We start from the raw sequence: 20169 nt of genomic DNA, 5'->3' as shown, positions 1-20169 counted from the left end.
GTAGAGTCGAACGGACCGTCACCTCTCCGGTTGCTGCCAGCGTGACCCTTTACTTAGCTGAGTCCCTACGGCCGCTTGTGAAGGTCCCCCAATCACTGCGGAACGTCGATCAGGACGCGGTCGTCCGCACGTTCGACTACGACGACGGTAGCGTCATCGCGGCCGATTTCGGTAACTCGGCCGCCGAGATTTCGGTCGATGTCGTCGGCTCGACCGCCATCATCGTCGCGGACGGCGACCAGTTCGAGTTCGAGCTCCCGCCCGAAGCGAGCGACGTCTCCGCGCGCAACGGCGTACTCACCATCGAAGAGTAACGCTGGACTCGAAACGGAACCCGGCGGCGACGGGCGAGTTCCCAACCGTATCGCTGTTTTGATAGTTCCATCGGTGCTCGCTACGTACCGAGGACGGAGTGACGACGACGGGTCGGAAACGCAACGCCTTCCCGGATCCGTCGACTACTCCGGATATGAGCGATTCCATCGACGTCGACCGCTGGCGCGACGAACTCGAGTCGAAACGCGCGGAGAAAGACGAGTTCTTCGCCGACCATCCCCAGTCGCCGATCCCGCCGGAGGAACGAGACGAGTTCGACGGACTCGACTACTTCGAGCCGGACCCGGCCTACCGCGTGAGCGCGACCGCGACGGTCCACGACGACCCCGAGGTCGTGCTGATGGACACCACCGCGGGTCGAGAGATGCGGTATCTCCGCGTGGCGACGCTCGAGTTCGAACTGGATCGTGAAGACGACGACCTGGAGGACGGCACGTTCGAACTCGCGGCCTACCAGCAGGAGAGCCCCGACGAGCAACCGCTGTTCGTACCGTTCCGGGACAAGACGACGGGCCAGCAGAGCTACGATGGGGGTCGGTACATGGAACTCGAGCCGGCCGACGAACTCGAAGACGGGACCGAAATCGTCGTGGACTTCAACCTCGCGTACTCTCCGTTCTGTGCCTACAGCGACACCTTCGACTGCCCGCTCCCGCCGGAAGAGAACTGGCTCGAGGTGACGATTCCGGCCGGCGAACGGGACGAATAGTCCCCCGGTTTCGAGACGACTCCTGCGAGGGCTGGCCCGCAGACGTGGCACCCGCGCGGCGATTCGACAGTTCGAACGGCCGATGCCGACGAGACAGGAAACGATCACCGAGGCGACGGGACCGTTTCGACTCGAGTCACCGGGCGTGTGACAGGTGCTCGGGAGAGAATACGTATCTCGAGTCGAAATGAGGGGGTTTTCGCTGACAGGTCGCCCGTCAGTGAGTGGAGACGGAGCGGTCAGGGAGCGACGCCGACGGTGAGGAGCGTCCCGAAGTCGCGGTAGCGTTCGACCATGTCCTCGCGGGTGTCCCAGTCTTCGGTCGGGAACTCGGACTCGCTCGGAATCGTGATCTCCCGATCGGGAATGGCGTCCTGTTCGGCGACGGACAGTCCCGCCTCGCGGAAGGCGTCGCGATACTGCTGGCGATCCCAGCGTGTCATTTCGATGGTGATGTACTCCTGCCACTCGTGGGAGTGAACGTTCTCCTCGTAATAGTTGACGGCGCAGTAGAAGGTACCGCCCGGTCGGAGGACACGGGCGATCTCCTCGAGCGTGTGGTGGGGATCCGCGGCGTAGTAGAACGCTTCCATGCTCCAGACGTGATCGATCGAGTCGTCGGCGAACGGGAGCTCGTCGAAGTCGCCCACGAGATAGCCGACGGCCGGGTCGTCCGTGTACGCCGCCGCGTTGCGGGCCATCTCGGGCGCGCCGTCGAGACCGTAGATTCGGCCGGCTCCCTTGGTATCCCGAAGCGCGCGACCGGCGTAGCCGCTCCCGCAGCCGAGATCGAGGACGGTGTCGCCGGGTTCGACCGGCATCCGTGCTAGCGCGTGTTTTGCGGTGTGCCAGTGGCGCTCCTCCATCCCTTTGTCTCGACCGCTGGCCGCCCACTCGTCGAACTCCTCGCGTACGCTCATATGCGGACCGATGGGGTCCGCGACCCTAAACGCGTTCCCATCGGTATCCCGTCCACCGCCATCATCATCATCATCACCGCCATCACCGCCATCACCACCATCACCGCCATCACCGCCATCACCACCATCACCGCCATCACCGCCATCACCGCTATCACTGCACGGTATCTCTTCCACCGCACCGAACCACGCATGCTCCACCTCGAGCGAATCGCGCACCGTTCTCAGTGAGACGAGAACCACCGACAGTTTCTTTAGGCTTGCCTAAAATATACGAGGTGAAGGGTCGTCGATAGCCGAAATCCGTGGGCATCCGGATTTCGCGTCGACGCTCGGTGAGTCGCACTGTCCCACCCCTCGCCAGTTTTTCAGACCCTTCCTCCGTTTCCGACGGAATCCCCCGACGAGAGAGACATCCGCACGCTTAAGGGAGTCCCCAGAGTTGTTCACGCCAATATGGAGTATACGCTCGAAATAGACGACACACCGGCGACCGTACCGGGTGGGACCGGCGTGCTCCTCCTCCATCCGAGCACCGGTGAAACCGACCGTATCGACACGGATTTCCTCAAAGCCGACACCGACAATTTCCTCGTCGTCTCCACGCGAACCACTGCCCGCGAAGTCAGGCAGAAACTCGAATACTACGACGTCGACGAAGAACGAGCCGAAATCCTGGACACGCTGAGCATCGAACGCGGCTACTCCCGACGCTCGTCCGACACCGTCCACTACGTCGCCGCCCCCGACGACGTCGACGGCATCGTCGACCACATCGACGGCTTCCTCGCCGATCACGACGGTAAACTCCGCATCAGCTTCGACTCCGTCACCGAACTCGCCTACTACGCCGGCGACGAGCAGGCCTTCGAGGCGGTCGAACGGATCCTCGGACTGCTCGAGGAACACGATGCAGTCGGGCTCTTCCACCTCTCGGAAGACCCCCACGACGAAGCCCTCGTCGACCGGTTCCGCGGCCTCTTCGACGGAATCATCGACCTCGACGAGGACGGCAGCGTCGACGCCGAGTTCTGAGCGGCGATCCGCACTGTCTGTCTCGAGAGTTCGGCTGCACGGGAATCCCGTGGAGTGTCACGGTGGGCGGGAACGAGACGCGTATCTCTCCGATCGGAATTATCGCGACGAAAACGCTCGAGGACGAATCCCCCGTCTCGAGCACACGTGAGGAGCTAGTCCTCGAGCGAGTCGAACGTTTTCTCGGCCCACTGGATCGCGTACGCCGGGCCGTGGTCCAGATACGCGTCGGTATCGAGCGCCGCGAAGGGTGCCGGCAATTCGATGGCGTGCTTGATCGCGGCACACGCCAGCTCCGTCGCGTCCGCGAACTCGGTGTCACCGCGTGCGACCGCACGCGGGAGCTCCGACACGCGATCCTCGAGCCGCGTCCCCGCGTCCTGCCAGGCGTCGGCGAGTTCGGGATGCTCGTCGTGCCAGTCCGCGAAGACCTCGCGGGTCTGAAGCCCGACCCACCCGTCGTACAGCGCCGCGGCGACCTGATAGGTCCCGTTCGGGTCGAGCGCGACCGCCGCATCGAGGTCGGGATACGCCCCCTCGAAGAAGCCGATGAAGTGTTCGGGCACCTCGAGATCCACCTGAACGAGCGCTTCGGCGATCAGGAAGTCGACGAACGACTCGGGCGAGCCCTCGACTCGCGGTTTGACGAGGACGATCGGCGGGTCGGTCTGGCGAGTCCAGACGACGCTGCCGTCGCCCGGCATTCCGATCGTGAGGTCCGAACTCGCGTAGCGAGTGAGTAAGGTCGGGGCGTCGTCGGGCAGCCAGGCCGTCGGATAGGTCGCGGGCTCGAGCGCGTCGACGAGCAGGCCGAGGTCCTCGGCGAGTGCGGGAGTCAGCGTCTCGAAGTCACGGTCGCAGTCGAGAACCTGTACGTCGGGCGTCCGGGCCTCGCGGACGGCGTCGACTCGATCCGAGAGCGCACGGGCCTCGAACATCAGGCGAGTGCGTTCTGAAAGACGAGCAGGATCGACAGTAGCGCCGATACGGCGACCGTTGACAGAACGACCTTGGTTGCGGTGCTCATGTGCGGTGGGTCGTATCCGCGTCGCTTAAATCCATCTGTCTCCGACCGGTCCGCCGGCGTCACCGTCACGATTCTGGCCTCCCGGAAGTCCGTCCGGCGGCGGAGTGCGTTCCCCTCGTCCGGATCTGGCCGAAGACTTCGGGCCGCCAGCGATGGAGTAGGGACGAACGTATTACTGCGTGTCAGAACAGATCGTCGCTCGGCGAGTGCACGTCCGTCGTTCCGACCTGGCGGCCGGGGTCTCATCCCGGCGATCCCGACGTGAGGACAGTTTCTCCTGGAACTGAAAGTGTTTGTAAAACGATTAGAAACGGAGTTAACGACCAGTCTGCAGTCGAAACAATACGGTGTCACGAGAGACGGAACCGAACGTCGATTCAGCCGATTCAGTCACTCGTCTTCGTCGTCGCCGGCGCGCCACGAATCCGGAACGTCGATGACGTATCGGCCGTCTTCCTGCAGGGAGATGATGTACTCGTCGCGGTTGTAGAGCTCCATCAAATTGAGTTCGTACTGTCCCGGACTGACGATCTTGATGCTCTCGAACTGCTCGTTGAGCTCCGCCCGGAGTTCCTCGAGCGACGGTCGCTGACCGCTCGGCTCGCTGACGACGCGGCCGTGGTCGGGCGACTGGTCGGCGTCGAGGTCACCACTGGATCCATCGGCACCAGCCGGCGTCTCGACCGCACTGTCCGCTTCATGGCCGTGTTCCGAGCCTGCCGCGGTGCCACGGTCCGTTCCGGCCTCGGTGCCGTGGTCCGACGTATCCCGTGTGGCCGTCCCGGAGCCGGACGGAAGGTCGTCCGTCGGAATGACCTCGCTGCGAGCGTTGGCTTGGGCCGAGTTCTCGTCGTCCGCGATCGTCGTCGTCGGACCGCTGGAGGCCGAGGACTGCGGTGGCCACTCGGAGTCGGTTCGATCGGTCGGTCCGGTTTCGCGTGGTGCGTCGGCAGCCGCTTCGTCCGAGGACGCCGATCGGTCCTCGGGCCGTCGGGCCGTTTCCGGCCATTCTTCGAATTCGCCGTCCGACGTCGTCGAATCCGTTTCGGGAGCGTCCTCGCTCGAGGGCCAGGGGGCGTCCGACTGCGTAGCCCCGGCCGACTCCTCGAGCGGCGGTTCTGCCGGGACATCGGCCGCCGACTGATCGGACGAATCGCCGGATACCAGATCACGAACCGTCTCCGCAGCTCGCGTGGCCACGCTGTCGGACTCGGGAGCGGTGGACTCCCCCGCGGTACCGTCGGCATCGAGCGAACCCGATCCCTCGGCTTCCGCGGACGAGTCAGCGACGGCGGCCGCAGTCGGTGCGAACTGGAACTTGTTCCCGCCGCAGTCGGGACAGCCGGAGAGCATCTCCTTGGAGCCGTCGGCGAACGTCCGGCCGCAGTTCGTACACTGGTGAGGCATTAGTTACGGGACACGAGCGCGCTGATGAGCGTTTCGTCCTTGTGGAGCGTTTCGATCTGATTGGCCGGGCCGATCACCGTCAGCTTCGCTTCCGCCTCCTCACCTCCCATGATGCGGCCGAGCAACGACGAATCGCGGGTGTCGGATTTCGGGTAGGTTTCGATCTCGATCCCGTTGAATTCGTCGGGACTGATTTCGGCCATCGTGACCTCGATGAGTCGGCTCTCCTCGTCGGGAGTGAGCCCCTCCTCGAGGATGACGATATTGCCGTCGTGGACGCCGTCCAGGATCATCCTGATCTTCTCCATCGTCGCCATGCCGTCCATTCGCTCGCCGCTGATCAGGTCGATCTGCACGCCGTCGGGCGCGTCCGGATCGTCCGGGTTGGTTGCTTTTGGCATCGTAATCACCCGAAGTACTCCGCGATGCTGTCGTAGACTTCGTCCATGTTGTCGCCTTCCTTCGCCGAGAGCGGCACGGTCTTGTGCTGCGGGAAGGCGTCCTCGATCCGCTTGACGCTCGATTCCTCGAGGTCGATCTTGTTCGCGAAGATGAGAACCGGGAGATCGCGGGATTCGATGATGCCGATCAGCATCGTGTTGACCTGCGTGATCGGATCCTCTGCGCTATCCAGGACGTAGATGACGCCGTCGACGTCTTCTCGAAGCCAGTGCATGGCTTCTGCGACGCCTTCGGTCGCCTCGCGGGAGCGACGAATCGCGTCCTCCTCGTCCATCTCGTCGGTGAACTCCTCGTAGTCGACTTTCGTCGTCACACCGGGTGTGTCGACGATGTCGATGGTCACCGTCTTTCCGTCTCGTTCGATCTCGACGTTTTCTTTCCTGCGTGCGCGACGAGTCTCGTGAGGGACGTGACTCTCAGCGCCGATCGCGTCGCCAGTCCAGTCACGTGCGATACGGTTCGCGAGCGTCGTCTTGCCGGCGTTCGGCGGACCGTAGATACCGATTCGTTTGGGCTCCTGTTCCGAAAACAGGCGGTCTGTAGCCCGAGAGATACTATCTTTGAGTTCTGTGAACAGTCCCATCCTTAGGGGCCTCCAGCACCGCGGGGTGCATCTGCGCGTACTACTAACTGAACTCACTTAAGCCTACGTCAGACGTGTAGACAATTCGACGAAAGAGAAATATAAGATACCGATATCGTCTCCGAGAACGGATACGTTACACAGCCTTCGGCCTGAAATAAGAGTGATGGATATAGCGGATCACAGAAGTGTCAGATAGGGTGTGCCGGCTGGACGCGTTCCGGCTGCGATCGCGTGGCACGGTAGATCGCGAGAGACGATTGAATTACTGTGAATTATTCGGGAGCGTGTGAAGAGATGACAGGGGGGATCGAAATGCGAACGGGTTCGTAGCGGAGGAACAGAGCGGTTCGAAGACCCCCACCCCTTCGTTTCAACTGGAGAGTGACGAGACCGTGGGTGGTGACGAGAGCTGATCGACCGGGACTGTGACGATTTCGACCCTCCATTTCGATTCGAACGGGGTTTCGAGACGATCTCGCCGGAGAATTCCCCGATAGCGATCGATCTAGTAACTCGAGAACGATTCTAGTAATCGAGACGGCCGTGAGAAGCGAGTCTAGCAGGAACTAGTAACTAGAAACAAAAGCCTAGTAAGACTAGCTGGTCTGCTAGTTCTACGGATACTGTTTCTCACAGCACTATATAAAATCTTCCGTCGCAATATGTCGTCGAACCCCCTCCCTCCCTCTCAGTGCGTTCCACTCGAAACGAAGGGGTGGGGGGGTCTCGGACTGAGCAATGCTAACTTCCCCCATTATCCTCACTCTTCGCACACCCTTTCGGTTCACATACGTTCGCTCTCGGATCTCGCACTCGAGGAAGCCGATCGTCTCATCGAAAGCAGATGGAGCAGACGGGCTCGTCGAAAGCCTCCCGAAAGCGTTCCCCGAGAACTGTTCGTGACTCGACCGACACCGAGTTTCGGCCCGACCGAACGACGAGTTCATCGAGTCGATCGGGCCGTTTATGCCGCCGTTCGGTCGCTCGGGGGGCCGAGCGACAGGTGTCGATTACGGTCTTCAGTTCGACTCGAAATCCGTCCCCGACGTGCCACCTCGAGTGTCGATCCGGCGTGACCGTCTCGTTCACTGCGAGACGGTTCCGTCGGAATTCGAAATCGAGTCACGGCGTCCGGATCGATCGCACACTGACCGCTGCGACCGGGCAAGATCCGAGGGGAAGGGAAGCCTTTATTAACGTGCTTTTCCTCTGTTTCGTTTGCATCAACTGGATTCGAACCCGGTATCTGGAACGGTGAATCGCCCGATTAAGGCCATTACACCGCTATATTCCTGTTCCGGTGTTCGGCGTTCCACTCGAAATAAGGGGGTTCAGTACGACGGATGGCAGACGACAACTCAGAAATCACTGACTCGGACGACGCTGACGGAACGAGCGGGTTCTCGACGGACTTCGAGAGCGCCGATCTCGACGACGATGAGTCGAATCAGGGGTTGTTCGACGACCTCCTCAGCGGCGAACCGATCTTCGAGAACAAGGAGGTGCTTCGTCCGTCCTATACACCACACGAGCTCCCCCACCGGAGCGATCAGATCAACAAGATGGCGACGATACTCGTCGCCGCGCTCCGCGGTGAAACGCCGTCGAACATCCTCATCTACGGGAAAACGGGGACCGGAAAGACCGCGAGCGCCAAGTTCGTCAGCAAGGAACTCGAGAGCACCTCCCAGAAGTACAGCGTTCCCTGCGACGTCGAGTACATCAACTGCGAGGTCACCGATACCCAGTACCGCGTCCTCGCGCAACTCGCGAACAAGTTCATCGACAAGAACAAAGAGCGCATCGATGACCGAGTCGCAGAACTCGAGTCGCTACTGGACGCCCTCGACGAGTATGACGCCGACGCGGAGCGTCGCAGCGCTGGCGAAACTGAGGCCGACGGCCTATCGGACGACCAGACGGCGTCGGACCCCTTCGATTTCGTCTCGAGCGACGAGACCGAGTCGCAAGGACACGGTTCTTCTGGAACCGATACCGGTGCTACGTCGGGCGATTCTCCACTCGAAACGGGGGGGTCTTCGGAATCGACTCCGGCCGTAGGGTCCTCGGATACCGCTGATCCGACGGCCGTCGGCGACACCGATCAGAGTGACTCATCCGCGATCGATTCGCCCGCACACCCACTCGAATCGACGCCGTTCGAAGCGCGCGACGAGGTCGACGACCGAATCGCGGAACTCGAGGACGACAAGGACTCCTTCGAGGAAGTCCCGATGACGGGGTGGCCGACCGACCGGGTCTACAGCGTCTTCTTCGACGCCGTCGACTACGACGAGCGGGTCGTCGTGATCATGCTCGACGAGATCGACAAGCTCGTCGAAAAAAGCGGCGACGATACGCTCTACAACCTCTCGCGGATGAATTCCGAACTCGAGAACTCGCGCGTCTCGATCATCGGCATCTCGAACGACCTGAAGTTCACCGACTTCCTCGATCCCCGGGTCAAGTCGTCGCTGGGCGAGGAGGAGATCGTCTTCCCGCCCTACGACGCGAACCAGCTGCGAGATATCCTCAACCATCGGTCGGACGTCGCGTTCAAGGGCGACGCGCTCTCGGACGACGTGATCCCGCTGTGTGCGGCCTTCGCCGCGCAGGAACACGGGGACGCGCGACGCGCACTCGACCTCCTTCGGACTGCGGGCGAACTGGCCGAACGATCACAGGCCGAAACCATCGTCGAGGAGCACGTCCGGCAGGCCCAGGACAAGATCGAACTCGATCGGGTCGTCGAGGTCGTCCGGACCCTCCCCACGCAGAGCAAACTCGTCCTCTTCGCGATCATCCTGCTCGAGAAAAACGGCGTCCACAGCATCAACACGGGCGAGGTGTTCAACATCTACAAGCGCCTGTGCGAGGAGATCGACGCGGACGTCCTGACCCAGCGGCGAGTGACGGATCTCATCAGCGAGCTCGACATGCTCGGGATCGTCAACGCCGTCGTCGTTTCGAAGGGCCGATACGGTCGAACCAAAGAGATCAGTCTCTCCGTTCCACTCGAAGAGACGGAGGCCGTGCTACTGAGCGACTCCCGACTGAGCGATATCGACGACGTGCAGCCGTTCGTTCAGGCCCGCTTCGAAAACTGACGAATCGACTCCGTCCGGCGTCCGCTCACTGCTTTTGTCGTTCTTTTCGTGTCGCTTCCCGCTCCCGTTCCGACAGCCCGCCGTAGTCGAACCGGCGTTGCGACGCGACGGATCGTCAGAACCGACCTGCCCCTCTATGTCCACCCGAGACCGTTCGAATCAAATTTCATCGCGTGTCGAATAACCGTTCGCTGCGGTCCAACGGACGAAAAGAGAGCCGAAAAAACGTCAGACGAGCCGGAATTAGTTCGCCGGTCGAATCAGGGACGGGACCGGTCGACCGCGACTGCGGCTCCGGCCCCGGTAGCGGCGAGCGCGGCGGCCCCGGCGAACTCACCGCGGCCTCCACCACTGGTCGTTTCGGGTCCGGCGGGCGTCGCCGTCTGCGTCACCGATGCCGGCTCGTACACCGGCGAACTCGAGGGAGTCGTCGGCACGAGCATCCCGCCGAGGAGCTCGTCGAAGGTCAGCCGGACGTGGCCGAGCCACGGGATTCGGAACATCGCCTTGCCGGTGACCCATTCGGGTTTGACGACGTCAGTTCTCGCACCGGATCTCGACAATTGATCGTACCCGCGGTTGGCGTCGCCTTTCGTGACGAAGCCGGCGTGCTCGGCGGGACAGGTAGCGACTTCGGTACAGGTCGCGTCGCCGACGATCTCCTCGCTGGCTTTCGTGTCGACCCAGTGTTCTCCCTCCTCGACCCAGAAATGGGCGCGATGAATTACCGGCGTTTGCAGCTGACTGCCGTCCGGTCTGTAGACGATGACGTCGCCGGGATTGCCGAACTTGTCGTGCCCGGTTTCCTGCCCGCGCTCCATGGTGACGACTCCGGTTCCCGCGACGGCCGCGTCGCCGGCGTATCGGCCGTCGTCGACGACGAAGATCAGATCGCCTCGCTGCATGTTCGGTTCCATACTGCCGCTCTCGACGGCGACCAGCGGGGGCCAGATACCGCTGATTCCGAACAGGAGGAGACCCACGACGGCGACGATGGCGACGCTACTCAGCACGTCTCGCGTCATCACGACGGTCTCGTCGTCGGTCTCGAGGAACCAGCGGAGGACGCCGTCGTCTTCGATCGTTACGGCCTCGGCGTCGGCGGAGCTCCGCGGACGTTCCTCAGGCGAGGGTTGCGTCTGTGACGGGCCAGCGCTTCGATCCTCGTTCTCACGACCGTCGTCACCGGAATCACCTGGGAGGTCCCCGGAGCTAGAACCGCTCATCGTCACTCCCTTTGCCCGGCCAGCCAATCAACTTTCTGTTCGTGGCGTTCGGCGATCGAGCGCTCCGCCATCGCAATCGAGACCCTCGGTGAGCCTATTACGGATCCCGGCCGCCGGCGGCCGCCCCGAGCAGGACGAGCGTGAGCACACCCGTAGCGATGACGATGGCGGCCGATCCGATCCCGGTCAGCGCCTGTACCGAACCGACGGCCAATCGAATTTCTCCGAGCCACGGGGCGCGGGCCATCGCTTTTCCGGTCACCCACTCCGGACTGATGACGGTCGTCTTCGCACCAGACTGCGGCAACTGGTCGTACCCCGGATTGGCGTCGCCTTTCGTGATGAACCCGTCGTGGGGTGCCGGACACGAGAGTATCTCGTTGCAGCTCGCGCCGTTCGTGAACTCGCGATCGGCTTTCGTGGCGACCCAGTTCTCGCCCGCCTCGACCCAGAAGTGGGCGCGATGGATCGTCGGCGTCCGCCTCGGATCGCCGTTCGGCATGAACACGATGACGTCGCCCGGAGCGTCGAACTTCTCGTGGCCGCTCTCCCGTCCGCTCTCGAGGGAGACGATACCGGTTCCGGCGACGGCATCGTCGCCGACGAACCGGCCGTCGTCGACGATGAATACGAGATCCCCTTCCCGGATGTTGGGCTCCATGCTCCCGCTCTCGACGGCGACGAACGGCGGCCAGGTCCCGTTGATACCGAACAGGAGGAGACCGATCACGAGGACGAGAGCGACGACCGTCGCGGCGTCCCGACAGACCGTGACGGTCCGGTCGTCGGACTCGAGGAACCAGCGGAGCATCCCGTCGTCATCGATCGTGACCCCGTCGCGATCGGGGCGTTCCGTCGCGCCGGACCGCGGCCGACGATTGCCGGGGTCGTCCGTCGAACGCTGCGGTCCCGAACGCGCGTCGCGAAGGTCGGATCGCTCGTCGTTCCGTTCGCCGGCGTCGGGACCGTCCATTGGGAACCGGTTACGGCGAACTACGCATCAAACTTCCGGCGATGCTCGGCGGTCTATGCAGGTGATATGACACCTACAGGCTCTACGCGAGTGATGCGGGCTCGTTCAGCGATGGTTCCGTACGCGTTAGTTACACGCTAGAGCCGATCCCGTCCGACCGGACCGACCTCTCGTCGGCGGGGGATCCGCTATCCTTTTGCCCGCGCTCGCGAATGCGACGTGTAGTGCCACTCGAGGCTCCCGCTCGAATCGTCAGCGAACTCACGAGCCGCGGGTACAACGCGGAGCGCGAGGCGGTAACCCGGCTCGCGGCGGTCGAGGATCCGGCCGCGGCGCTCGAGCGCGTCCTCGAGGAGATCCCCGACGACGCGCTGGTCGTTCGGACCGATCACGTGGAGGCGGCCCTCTCGACGACCGACGGGGACGCTCCCTCGAGATCCGGTTCGGGTTCCGTCGCCGGCGATGCGAGTACGACGGACCCCGACGCCAGCGCTGACGTTGCGACGGGAATCGACCCAGCCGCCGCCGGCGATTCGCCGTCGGCGGAGTCGCCCCCCTCCGTTTCAACTGGAACCGGGGCCGGTACGGGGGCGGAATCGGTCGGTCGGTCTCCAGTCGAAACGGAGGGGTCACCGTCGGCGAATCGATCGTCCGATCCGGCCCAGCGATCGCTCGAGATCGTCGGCGATATGACCGGCCAGAGTACGGGAACGGGCGAGTACGACGATTTCGTCTCCGTCTTCCGGGACCGGCTCGATCGGCTGGGTGCGAAACTGCGGGGACGGGTCAATCACCGCCCGGCGACGGCCATTCAGGGAATGGCGGGAGGCAGCGAGGTCGCGATGGTCGGACTGGTCAACGACATCCGGTCGACCGCCAGCGGTCACTGGCTGATCGAACTCGAGGACGCGACGGGAACGTTCCCGTGGCTCGTGATGAAAGACAGGGAGTACGCCGATCTCGTCGAGGAGTTACTCTGCGACGAAGTGCTGGCGATGGAGGGGACGCTGGCCGACGATTCGGGGATCGCGTTCGTCGACTCGATGCACTTCCCGGACGTTCCCCGCACCCACGAGCCGTCGACCGCGGAGCGCCACGTGCAGGCGGCGCTGATCAGCGACGTCCACGTCGGCAGTCAGGAGTTCATGGCCGACGCGTGGAACGCCTTCGCCGACTGGCTCCACACGCCGGAGGCCCAGCACGTCGAGTACCTGCTGCTCGCGGGCGACATGGTCGAAGGCGTCGGCGTCTACCCCGACCAGGACGAGGAACTGGACATCGTCGACATCTACGAGCAGTACGAGGCGTTCAGCGAGCACCTGAAGAAGATTCCGGGCGACATCGAGGTCGTCATGATTCCGGGCAACCACGACGCGGTCCGACTCGCGGAACCGCAGCCGGGGTTCGACGAGGAACTCCGGGAGATCATGTCCGCACACGACCCCCAGATCGTGAGCAACCCGTCGATGGTAACTCTCGAGGGCGTCTCCGTCCTGATGTACCACGGCGTCTCGCTGGACGAAGTCATCGCGGAGCTCCCGGAAGAAAAGGCCAGCTACGACGATCCGCACAAGGCGATGTACCACCTCCTCAAGAAGCGCCACGTCGCGCCGCAGTTCGGCGGTCACACCCGACTGGCGCCCGAAGAGAAGGACTACCTCATCATCGACGAGGTGCCCGACATCTTCCACACGGGTCACGTCCACAAGCTCGGCTTCGGCAAGTACCACGACGTGCTCGCGATCAACTCCGGCTGCTGGCAGGCCCAGACGGACTTCCAGAAGAGCGTCAACATCGATCCCGACGCCGGGTTCGCCCCGATCGTCGATCTGGATACGCTGGACGTGACGGTCCGAAAGTTCAGTTGACCGGACGCCGGCCGACACCGACCCGCTCGCCTCGAGACGCGGGACCGGTCGTCACTCCGCCTGCGCTTCTCCGTCGACCTCGTCCTGGAGCTCCGTCCGACGGATCTTCCCGGTGACCGTCTTCGGCAGCTCCTCCCGGAACTCGATCTCGCGGGGGTACTCGTGGGCCGAGAGTTCCTCCCGGACGTGGGTGCTGATCTCCTCCTCGAGCGCCTCGGAGGGCGTCGCGTCCTCGCTGGGGACGACGTAGGCCTTCACGATGTTCCCGCGCTCGCGGTGGGGTTTGGGAACGACGGCGGCTTCGGCGACGGCCTCGTGCTCGCCCAGCGAGCTCTCGACTTCGAACGGGCCGATCCGGTAGCCCGAGGAGAGGATGACGTCGTCGGCCCGGCCCTCGAACCAGAAGTACCCGTCTTCGTCCGTGTGTGCGAGATCACCGGACAGATACCATTCCCCGTCGGGGCCGTCGACGAAACACGAGTCCGTCTTCTCCGGCTTTTCCCAGTACTCCGCGAAGAAGCAGGGGTAGTCGCCGCGCTGGGCAATCTCGCCCGTTTCGCCGGGCTCGAGCACTTCGCCCGTCTCCGGATCGACGACCGCGGCTTCGATACCCGGTAGGGGCTTCCCCATCGATCCCGGCCGAACGTCCATCGTCGGGTAGTTGTCGATGATCATGTTCCCCGTCTCGGTCTGGCCGTAGGTGTCGTGGATCGTGACGCCGAGGGTCGCTTCGCCCCACTCGACGACGCCCGCCGAGAGCGGTTCGCCGATCGACAGCGCGTGCCGCAGATCGAGCGACACGTCCTCGAGGACGTCCTCGTGCTCGCGGAGCATGCGGTAGGCCGTCGGGACCGAGAACAGGACCGAGATCGGGTAGGTGTCGAGCAGGTCGGCCCACTCCTCGGGGTCGAACTCGCCCTCGTAGGTGAACAGCGCGGTCCCCCAGAACCAGGCACCGAGGGTGTTGATCGGCCCGGTCAGCCAGCCGAGGTCCGCCGTGGACCAGTACAGATCGCCCTCCCGGAGATCGACCGAGTACTTCTGGGTGGCGGCGACGCCGGCGACCCATCGGTGTTTGTGGAGGACGCCCTTCGCCAGCCCGGTCGTCCCGCTGGTGTAGTACAGCAGCGCGTCGTCCTCGCCGCCGGTGTCGGCCGGCTCGTACTCGCGGCTCGCCGTCTCCATCTCGCTGTGGTAGCTCGCGTCGCCCCGCCGAATTCCCGTTCCGTCGTCGCTGACGACGATGACGTGTTCGACCGAGGGGGCGTCCTCGAGCGCGGCCGCCACGGTGTCTCGGTTCGCGGCGGTGGTGACGATCGCCTTCGCGTCGCAGTCGTCGAGCCGATAGGAGATACCGTCGGGACCGAACCGCTCGTTGATCCCGCCGAAGACGGCCCCGCGTTTGAGCGTCCCGACCAGCGCGACGTAGTGTGCGGGGATCCGCGGCATGTACGAGAAGACGCGGTCGCCCCGCTCGATCCCGAGCGACTCGAGGACGTTCGCGAACCGGTTCGTCCGCTCGGCCAGTTCCCAGAAGGTCAGCGTGGTCAACTCGCCGTCCTCACCGACCTGGTAGAGCGCGACCGTCTCCCTGTTCTCGGCGTGTCGATCGCAGACCTCGTGTGCGATGTTCAGTTCTGACGGGGCATCCCACGCCGCCTCGTCGTAGATCCGATCCCACGTGAACTCCGCTCGAGTCTCCTCGTACCCGGGCACGTTATGGTTCGATGGCATACACCACCGGAGGCACCGTTAACGGTAATAATCCCTTCGGATAGTTGCAAGACTGATACGTTGAGACGAACGGGGAGAGATCGCCCGCGACGGGCACCGGAACTGTCTCCGGAATCGGGTCCGAAACGGGCGACCGGATCGATCGAATCCGTTCGACGCCGAGAGCCGGCGTCACTGACCGATCCTACGGCTCGAGTCGAAACCGGACCGTCGGGGAGCCGTCGAACCGCGGGCCGCGGCCGCGTCGATCGAAGCCGAGGTCCTCGGCAGCGGTCTCGATGGAGTCGGCGTCCCGTGCCGCCAGGACTTCGACGGCCATCGACTCGCGCTCGGCGAAGCGAACCGGTTCGGCCAGCAGCCGCTTGCAGGCCTCCTTCGTCCCGTCGAGCTGGGTGACGTGGACGGTATCCTCCCGCGCGTCGAAGCTGATGAACCCCAGCAGGTCCTCGGGATCGGAGCCGTCGTACTGCGACCCGGAGACGTCCGCGTTGGGATCGTGGCTCCCGTCCTCGGCGACGCGCACCGTCCGGTCGTGGACGAGATTCCGCATCACGTCGGTCGGGGAGTCCGCGATCGACGCGAGCGCGTCTGCGTCGGCCTCGAGTGCGTCCCGTACGTTCATCGACGGATGGTAATGCTGCCCACGATAATAAATCCCAGTCGCGGCGCATCGCCACGAACGAGTCGATCCCGTCCGCTGGGGTCGGACTCGCCCCGTCCGGCCCGAATAAAAACGGGGACGATGGGACACAGTTATCTGCGCGCTCTGGTTACGAACGCAGTATGAGCCACACCACCGTAACGCACGCAGCCCGTGAGGTGTCAGTATGCGCGTCGTAGCGAAGTTCGGCGGCACGAGTCTGGGGAGCGGTGACCGGATCAACCGCGCCGCGGATTCGATCGCCGCGGCCGTCGAGGACGGTCACGAGATCGCCGTCGTCGCCAGCGCGATGGGGTCGACCACCGACGAACTGCTCGACGAGATCAGCTTCGAGACCGACGAAGCCGACCGCGCTCAGATCGTCAGCATGGGCGAGCGGACGTCGGTCCGCATGCTCAAGGCCGCGCTGTCGGCCCGCGGAATCGATGCGATCTTCCTCGAGCCCGGCAGCGAGCGGTGGCCCGTCGTCACCGACGAGTACGGCGAGGTCAACGTCGAGGAAACGCAGAAACGCGCTCAGGAGGTCGCAGCGGATCTCGACGGGACGGTGCCGGTCCTCACCGGCTTCCTCGCCGAGGGCCCGGAGGGCTCGATCACGACGCTGGGTCGCGGTGGCAGCGACACGACGGCGGTCATGATGGGCAAGTACATGGACGCCGACGAGGTCGTCATCGTGACCGACGTCGAGGGCGTCATGACCGGCGATCCACACGTCGTCGAAGGCGCGCGGAACGTCGGCGAGATCTCCGTCGACGAACTCCGAAACCTCTCCTTCCGCGGAGCCGAGGTCGTCGCCCCCTCCGCGCTGTCCTACAAGGGCGGCAATCTGGACGTTCGCGTCGTCCACTACCAGCACGGGGACCTCCTCTCGGGCGGGACGAGCATCGAAGGCGAGTTCAGAAACCTCGTCGACCTGCGCGAGCGGCCCCTGGCCTGCCTGACCGTCGCCGGCCGAGCGATCCGCAACGAGCCCGGCGTCTTCAACCACCTCTCGGAGGCGCTCGCCGAGAGCGACGTCAACGTCGACGCCGTCGCCAGCGGTATGGACACGATCACCTTCTACATCGACGAGGAGGAGGCCGAGCGAGCCGAGAACATCCTCCACCGGGAGGTCATCGCCCGCGACGCGCTCTCGAGCGTCACCGTCGACTCGCCGATCGCCGTCATCCGGGTCACCGGCGGGGAACTCCCCAATCAGCCCGGGATCATCAGCGAGATCGTCAACCCGCTCGCGGAGGCCCGGATCCACCTGCAGGACATCATCACGAGCGCGACCAGCGTCGCGCTGTTCGTCGACTGGGACGACCGCGAGGAGACCCTCGAGCTGACTCAGGACCTGTTCTAGCCCGAGCGATCGCTGCGCTCGACGCTTTCTACCTCGGTATCGCGCTGCGCTTCGATCGACCGATCAGACGTGAACGTCGTATTAACGACGGTGTCGAGAGCCTCGTTCCGCGGTAATGACAGCGTAACGAAGGCCGACCGGAGTGGCGACGGAGTCATGAGTACCGATTCGACCGTCACGGAGGTGTTCGAGGACGTCGAGGCCGATCCGGACGCGATCCTCGAGGCGTGCGGCGCGGAGACGCCGGCCGAACTCGTCGAAAGCGGCGGGAAACACGACCCAGAGCCCGACGAGATCAGCGACGCGACCGCCGCGGAACTGTTCGCCGATCTCGGTGACGAGACGACTGACTGGAGCCGTGAGGCCGCTTTCGAGAGCGAGTTCGCCGGGGATGCGGACGCGACCGTCCGGGACGACGGCGACGCGATCGACGCCACCGCGGCCGAGCTCGACGCACTCACTGCGACTGCTTCGACCCCTGACCGGGCGACTGCTACCGATGATTCCGTCGAAAGTCTCGAATCCACCGATTCGGACTCGAGCGACGACGCCTCGTTCGAGACGCTCGTTCTCCGCGACGGCGGGACCGACGAGCTGGAACTCGTCGGCGATCCGACGACGACGCGGGTGGCCGACGATGCCTTCGGCACTGCCGGGTCCGACGCGTACTGATTCGTCGACGGACGCGAGCGAGTTCGATCGTACTGTCGCCGTCGATCGTCGGCGGTGTGCCCGCCGATTTCGTAGCCACGTCCATCGTTGCGCCTGTCGATCTCGTGGACCCGTCCATCGTTTCGCCCGTCGGTTCCGTGACCCCGTCCATCAACGGACCTCTCGATTCCGTCCATCGATGCGCCGATCCGTCCGGAAGGGCATGGCTCGAGCCATCGACGGTCACAAGACGCCAGCTAGACTGAACACGCGCCGCGGTGACGGACGGCCATGGTCGCGTACAAGTCGAAGGTCGTCGAGCGAATTCAGTTGCCATCGAGGGAACGACGAGCGACGGCGCTCGAGGAGGCGGGGTACAACGTGTTCGAGCTCTCCGCTGACGACGTCTTCATCGACCTGTTGACCGATAGCGGAACGGGTGCGATGAGCGACGACCAGTGGGCCGCGCTCATGCGGGGCGACGAGGCGTACGCCGGCTCGTCGAGTTTCGATCGCCTCGAGTCCGCGGTCGCGGACGTGATGGGATTCGAGCACGTGGTGCCGACCCACCAGGGCCGCGGCGCGGAGAACGTCCTCTACGGTACGCTGCTCTCCGAGGGCGACGTCGCCCTCAACAACACCCACTTCGATACGACGCGAGCGCACGTCTCGAATCAGGGCGCAGATCCGGTCGACTGTCCGGTTCCGGCGGCCCACGACCCGGAGGCGAACGAGCCGTTCAAGGGGAACTTCTCGCTCGAGCGGGCGCGAGCGGTCGTCGACGAGGTCGGCGCGGAGCGCGTCCCGCTGGTGATCCTGACGGTGACGAACAACTCGGCTGCGGGCCAGCCGGTCAGCGTCGAAAACACCCGTCGCGTCCGCGCGTTCGCCGACGAGATCGATGCCGCGTTCGTGATCGACGCCTGCCGGTTCGCCGAGAACGCCTCCTTCGTGACCCGACGCGAGGACGAGTACGCCGACGCGACGGTCGCCGAGGTCGCCCGCGAGCAACTCGGCTACGCCGACGCGCTCGTCATGAGCGGGAAGAAAGACGGGCTCGTGAACGTCGGCGGCTTCGTCGCGACCGACGACGAGGAGCTCTTCGAGCGGTGCAAACAGCGCGCGATCCTCTACGAGGGCTTTCCCACGTACGGCGGGATGGCCGGTCGAGACGTCGCCGCGATGGCCGTCGGCCTGCGCGAGGCCGTCGAGGAGTCGTACGTCGAAGACCGGGTCGAACAGGTCCGCGAACTCGGCGCGATGCTCGAGGAGGCCGGCCTTCCGGTATACGAACCGGTCGGCGGCCACGCGGTCTACCTCGACGCCGGGGCGACGTTTCCGGGGATTCCGGCCGACGAGTTTCCGGGGCAGGCGCTGGTCTGCGAACTGTACCGAGAGGGCGGAGTCAGGGGCGTCGAACTCGGGAGCTTCGCGTTCCCCGAGACCGACCGTCCGGAACTGGTCCGGCTCGCGGTCCCGCGCCGGACCTACCACCGGGAGCACTTCGAGCACGTCGTCGAGACGGCCGCGGCCGTCCTCGAGCGGCGCGAGGAGGTGTCCGGCCTCGAGATCGTCTCCGACCCCGCGGTTCCGGAGCTCCGTCACTTTTCCGCGGCGCTCGAGCCGGTTTCCGCCGAGGCTCCGACCGCCGTCGATGGGGGGTTGGAGTGAGAAGAACGCGACCGACGGCGGGTGCGGTTAGCGACTCGAGACGACGCGTCGCGCTCGGTCGCGAAGCCGCGGCTCGGGTTCGGGCTCCGATCGGCCGCCGAGCTGTCGCTTCGCGAGCTGCTGGAGTCCCTTCGACGCGGCTTCGGAGGTCGCCATGTCGGCCGCCCAGTCCGGGATCTGGGACTCGAGCTCCCGTCGCTTCTGCGTCTTCATTTTACTGAACCGACGCAGCAGGAGGCCGACGCCGAGGAACAGTCCGGCGTCCATCAGCTCGCGTCGGAACCGGTCCCGGTCCTTGCGGACCGCGATCGCTTTCACGAGCGAGAGCGCACCGATCGCCAGATAGACCTTCGAGCTCTTCGACGGATCGCCGCTGAGCATCCGTTGGAGTACCATGCGGGGCCACGTACCACGTTCCCGTTGATAAAAGTGCGCTGGCAGGGGACGGGGC

At 64.4% G+C, this 20169-nt stretch carries 20 protein-coding genes; 9 read left to right on the top strand and 11 right to left on the bottom strand.

The genetic code is table 11. The features are described from left to right. Positions 1–77 precede the first annotated feature (77 nt). Both NDI89_RS17590 and NDI89_RS17585 read left to right on the top strand, forming a co-directional pair. A complete protein-coding gene (locus tag NDI89_RS17590) occupies positions 78–314 on the top strand; it encodes a DUF7127 family protein (RefSeq protein WP_277523352.1) in 237 nt (78 codons plus the stop codon). Positions 315–469: 155 nt separating this feature from the next. Further along, on the top strand, positions 470–1045 hold the full coding sequence (locus NDI89_RS17585) for a DUF1684 domain-containing protein (RefSeq protein WP_277523350.1): 576 nt from the start codon (positions 470–472) through the stop codon (positions 1043–1045). A gap of 239 nt (positions 1046–1284) precedes the next feature. On the opposite strand, the gene NDI89_RS17580 is transcribed toward NDI89_RS17585, so the two are convergent. Next, entirely contained in the window at positions 1285–1965 is a 681-nt protein-coding gene (locus tag NDI89_RS17580) for a class I SAM-dependent methyltransferase (RefSeq protein WP_277523348.1), read from the bottom strand. Here NDI89_RS17580 and NDI89_RS17575 point away from each other — a divergent pair, their 5' ends adjacent. Beyond that, on the top strand, positions 1966–2196 hold the full coding sequence (locus NDI89_RS17575) for a hypothetical protein (RefSeq protein WP_277523346.1): 231 nt from the start codon (positions 1966–1968) through the stop codon (positions 2194–2196). Between the two features lie 225 nt (positions 2197–2421). Beyond that, a complete protein-coding gene (locus NDI89_RS17570; RefSeq protein ID WP_277523344.1) occupies positions 2422–3000 on the top strand; it encodes a DUF7090 family protein in 579 nt (192 codons plus the stop codon). 155 nt (positions 3001–3155) lie between these two features. Here the strand turns inward: NDI89_RS17570 and NDI89_RS17565 are convergent, their stop codons facing one another. The 5 genes from NDI89_RS17565 to NDI89_RS17550 form a co-directional block, all read right to left on the bottom strand. After that, complete coding sequence (locus NDI89_RS17565; protein WP_277523342.1) at positions 3156–3938, bottom strand: DUF7089 family protein; 783 nt, start codon at positions 3936–3938, stop codon at positions 3156–3158. Then, positions 3938–4027 (bottom strand): hypothetical protein, encoded by a 90-nt coding sequence (locus NDI89_RS24075; RefSeq protein WP_425498572.1) that lies wholly within the window; start codon positions 4025–4027, stop codon positions 3938–3940. The genes NDI89_RS17565 and NDI89_RS24075 overlap by 1 nt, the downstream gene beginning before the upstream one ends. Positions 4028–4417: 390 nt before the next feature. Then, on the bottom strand, positions 4418–5434 hold the full coding sequence (locus NDI89_RS17560) for an OapC/ArvC family zinc-ribbon domain-containing protein (protein WP_277523340.1): 1017 nt from the start codon (positions 5432–5434) through the stop codon (positions 4418–4420). Beyond that, the gene (locus NDI89_RS17555) at positions 5434–5835 is read right to left on the bottom strand and encodes a DUF2073 domain-containing protein (RefSeq protein WP_277523338.1); all 402 of its coding nucleotides are present in this window, start codon (positions 5833–5835) and stop codon (positions 5434–5436) included. Before NDI89_RS17555 ends, NDI89_RS17560 begins: the two co-directional genes overlap by 1 nt. Positions 5836–5840: 5 nt before the next feature. Next, positions 5841–6479, bottom strand: coding sequence for an Era-like GTP-binding protein (locus NDI89_RS17550; protein WP_226004824.1), 639 nt, complete (start codon positions 6477–6479; stop codon positions 5841–5843). Between the two features lie 1346 nt (positions 6480–7825). On the opposite strand from NDI89_RS17550, the gene NDI89_RS17545 reads away from it, so the two are divergent. Continuing rightward, positions 7826–9589, top strand: a complete 1764-nt coding sequence (locus NDI89_RS17545) for a Cdc6/Cdc18 family protein (protein WP_277523337.1) — start codon at positions 7826–7828, stop codon at positions 9587–9589. 260 nt (positions 9590–9849) lie between these two features. Here the strand turns inward: NDI89_RS17545 and NDI89_RS17540 are convergent, their stop codons facing one another. After that, positions 9850–10815 carry a S26 family signal peptidase gene (locus NDI89_RS17540; RefSeq protein WP_277523336.1) on the bottom strand — a complete coding sequence of 322 codons (966 nt, stop codon included), beginning with the start codon at positions 10813–10815 and terminating at the stop codon, positions 9850–9852. A 97-nt stretch (positions 10816–10912) separates the two neighbouring features. Next, positions 10913–11788: a S26 family signal peptidase gene (locus NDI89_RS17535; RefSeq protein WP_277523334.1), complete on the bottom strand. Its 876-nt coding sequence runs from the start codon at positions 11786–11788 to the stop codon at positions 10913–10915. Positions 11789–12012: 224 nt separating this feature from the next. Between NDI89_RS17535 and NDI89_RS17530 the strand changes: the two genes are divergently transcribed. Next, a complete protein-coding gene (locus NDI89_RS17530; protein ID WP_277523332.1) occupies positions 12013–13656 on the top strand; it encodes a DNA-directed DNA polymerase II small subunit in 1644 nt (547 codons plus the stop codon). Positions 13657–13707: 51 nt separating this feature from the next. Here NDI89_RS17530 and NDI89_RS17525 read toward each other — a convergent pair whose 3' ends face one another. After that, positions 13708–15390 (bottom strand): acetate--CoA ligase, encoded by a 1683-nt coding sequence (locus NDI89_RS17525; RefSeq protein ID WP_277523331.1) that lies wholly within the window; start codon positions 15388–15390, stop codon positions 13708–13710. 184 nt (positions 15391–15574) lie between these two features. Then, positions 15575–16012: a hypothetical protein gene (locus NDI89_RS17520; RefSeq protein WP_277523330.1), complete on the bottom strand. Its 438-nt coding sequence runs from the start codon at positions 16010–16012 to the stop codon at positions 15575–15577. Positions 16013–16217: 205 nt separating this feature from the next. Between NDI89_RS17520 and NDI89_RS17515 the strand changes: the two genes are divergently transcribed. The 3 genes from NDI89_RS17515 (at position 16218) to NDI89_RS17505 (ending at position 19718) form a co-directional block, all read left to right on the top strand. Continuing rightward, positions 16218–17396: an aspartate kinase gene (locus tag NDI89_RS17515; RefSeq protein ID WP_277523329.1), complete on the top strand. Its 1179-nt coding sequence runs from the start codon at positions 16218–16220 to the stop codon at positions 17394–17396. Positions 17397–17552: 156 nt separating this feature from the next. Next, positions 17553–18068, top strand: a complete 516-nt coding sequence (locus NDI89_RS17510) for a hypothetical protein (protein ID WP_277523328.1) — start codon at positions 17553–17555, stop codon at positions 18066–18068. A gap of 270 nt (positions 18069–18338) precedes the next feature. Next, complete coding sequence (locus NDI89_RS17505) at positions 18339–19718, top strand: tryptophanase (RefSeq protein ID WP_277523327.1); 1380 nt, start codon at positions 18339–18341, stop codon at positions 19716–19718. 27 nt (positions 19719–19745) lie between these two features. Here NDI89_RS17505 and NDI89_RS17500 read toward each other — a convergent pair whose 3' ends face one another. Then, positions 19746–20114, bottom strand: a complete 369-nt coding sequence (locus tag NDI89_RS17500; protein ID WP_277523326.1) for a hypothetical protein — start codon at positions 20112–20114, stop codon at positions 19746–19748. Positions 20115–20169: the final 55 nt, after the last annotated feature.

The organism is Natrinema salsiterrestre (assembly GCF_029502005.1).
GTDB classification, from domain to species: domain Archaea; phylum Halobacteriota; class Halobacteria; order Halobacteriales; family Natrialbaceae; genus Natrinema; species Natrinema salsiterrestre.
Note: the sequence above shows the minus strand (reverse complement) of the source record. Positions and strands in the feature narration are given on the sequence as shown.

Excerpts from the sequence above, each read along its gene's own strand:
- NDI89_RS17585 (WP_277523350.1), top strand. The coding sequence starts at position 470 with ATGAGCGATTCCATCGACGTCGACCGCTGGCGCGACGAACTCGAGTCG.
- NDI89_RS17580 (WP_277523348.1), bottom strand. The coding sequence starts at position 1,965 with ATGAGCGTACGCGAGGAGTTCGACGAGTGGGCGGCCAGCGGTCGAGAC.
- NDI89_RS17575 (WP_277523346.1), top strand. The coding sequence starts at position 1,966 with ATGCGGACCGATGGGGTCCGCGACCCTAAACGCGTTCCCATCGGTATC.
- NDI89_RS17570 (WP_277523344.1), top strand. The coding sequence starts at position 2,422 with ATGGAGTATACGCTCGAAATAGACGACACACCGGCGACCGTACCGGGT.
- NDI89_RS17565 (WP_277523342.1), bottom strand. The coding sequence starts at position 3,938 with ATGTTCGAGGCCCGTGCGCTCTCGGATCGAGTCGACGCCGTCCGCGAG.
- NDI89_RS24075 (WP_425498572.1), bottom strand. The coding sequence starts at position 4,027 with ATGAGCACCGCAACCAAGGTCGTTCTGTCAACGGTCGCCGTATCGGCG.
- NDI89_RS17560 (WP_277523340.1), bottom strand. The coding sequence starts at position 5,434 with ATGCCTCACCAGTGTACGAACTGCGGCCGGACGTTCGCCGACGGCTCC.
- NDI89_RS17555 (WP_277523338.1), bottom strand. The coding sequence starts at position 5,835 with ATGCCAAAAGCAACCAACCCGGACGATCCGGACGCGCCCGACGGCGTG.
- NDI89_RS17550 (WP_226004824.1), bottom strand. The coding sequence starts at position 6,479 with ATGGGACTGTTCACAGAACTCAAAGATAGTATCTCTCGGGCTACAGAC.
- NDI89_RS17545 (WP_277523337.1), top strand. The coding sequence starts at position 7,826 with ATGGCAGACGACAACTCAGAAATCACTGACTCGGACGACGCTGACGGA.
- NDI89_RS17540 (WP_277523336.1), bottom strand. The coding sequence starts at position 10,815 with ATGAGCGGTTCTAGCTCCGGGGACCTCCCAGGTGATTCCGGTGACGAC.
- NDI89_RS17535 (WP_277523334.1), bottom strand. The coding sequence starts at position 11,788 with ATGGACGGTCCCGACGCCGGCGAACGGAACGACGAGCGATCCGACCTT.
- NDI89_RS17525 (WP_277523331.1), bottom strand. The coding sequence starts at position 15,390 with ATGCCATCGAACCATAACGTGCCCGGGTACGAGGAGACTCGAGCGGAG.
- NDI89_RS17520 (WP_277523330.1), bottom strand. The coding sequence starts at position 16,012 with ATGAACGTACGGGACGCACTCGAGGCCGACGCAGACGCGCTCGCGTCG.
- NDI89_RS17515 (WP_277523329.1), top strand. The coding sequence starts at position 16,218 with ATGCGCGTCGTAGCGAAGTTCGGCGGCACGAGTCTGGGGAGCGGTGAC.
- NDI89_RS17510 (WP_277523328.1), top strand. The coding sequence starts at position 17,553 with ATGAGTACCGATTCGACCGTCACGGAGGTGTTCGAGGACGTCGAGGCC.
- NDI89_RS17505 (WP_277523327.1), top strand. The coding sequence starts at position 18,339 with ATGGTCGCGTACAAGTCGAAGGTCGTCGAGCGAATTCAGTTGCCATCG.
- NDI89_RS17500 (WP_277523326.1), bottom strand. The coding sequence starts at position 20,114 with ATGGTACTCCAACGGATGCTCAGCGGCGATCCGTCGAAGAGCTCGAAG.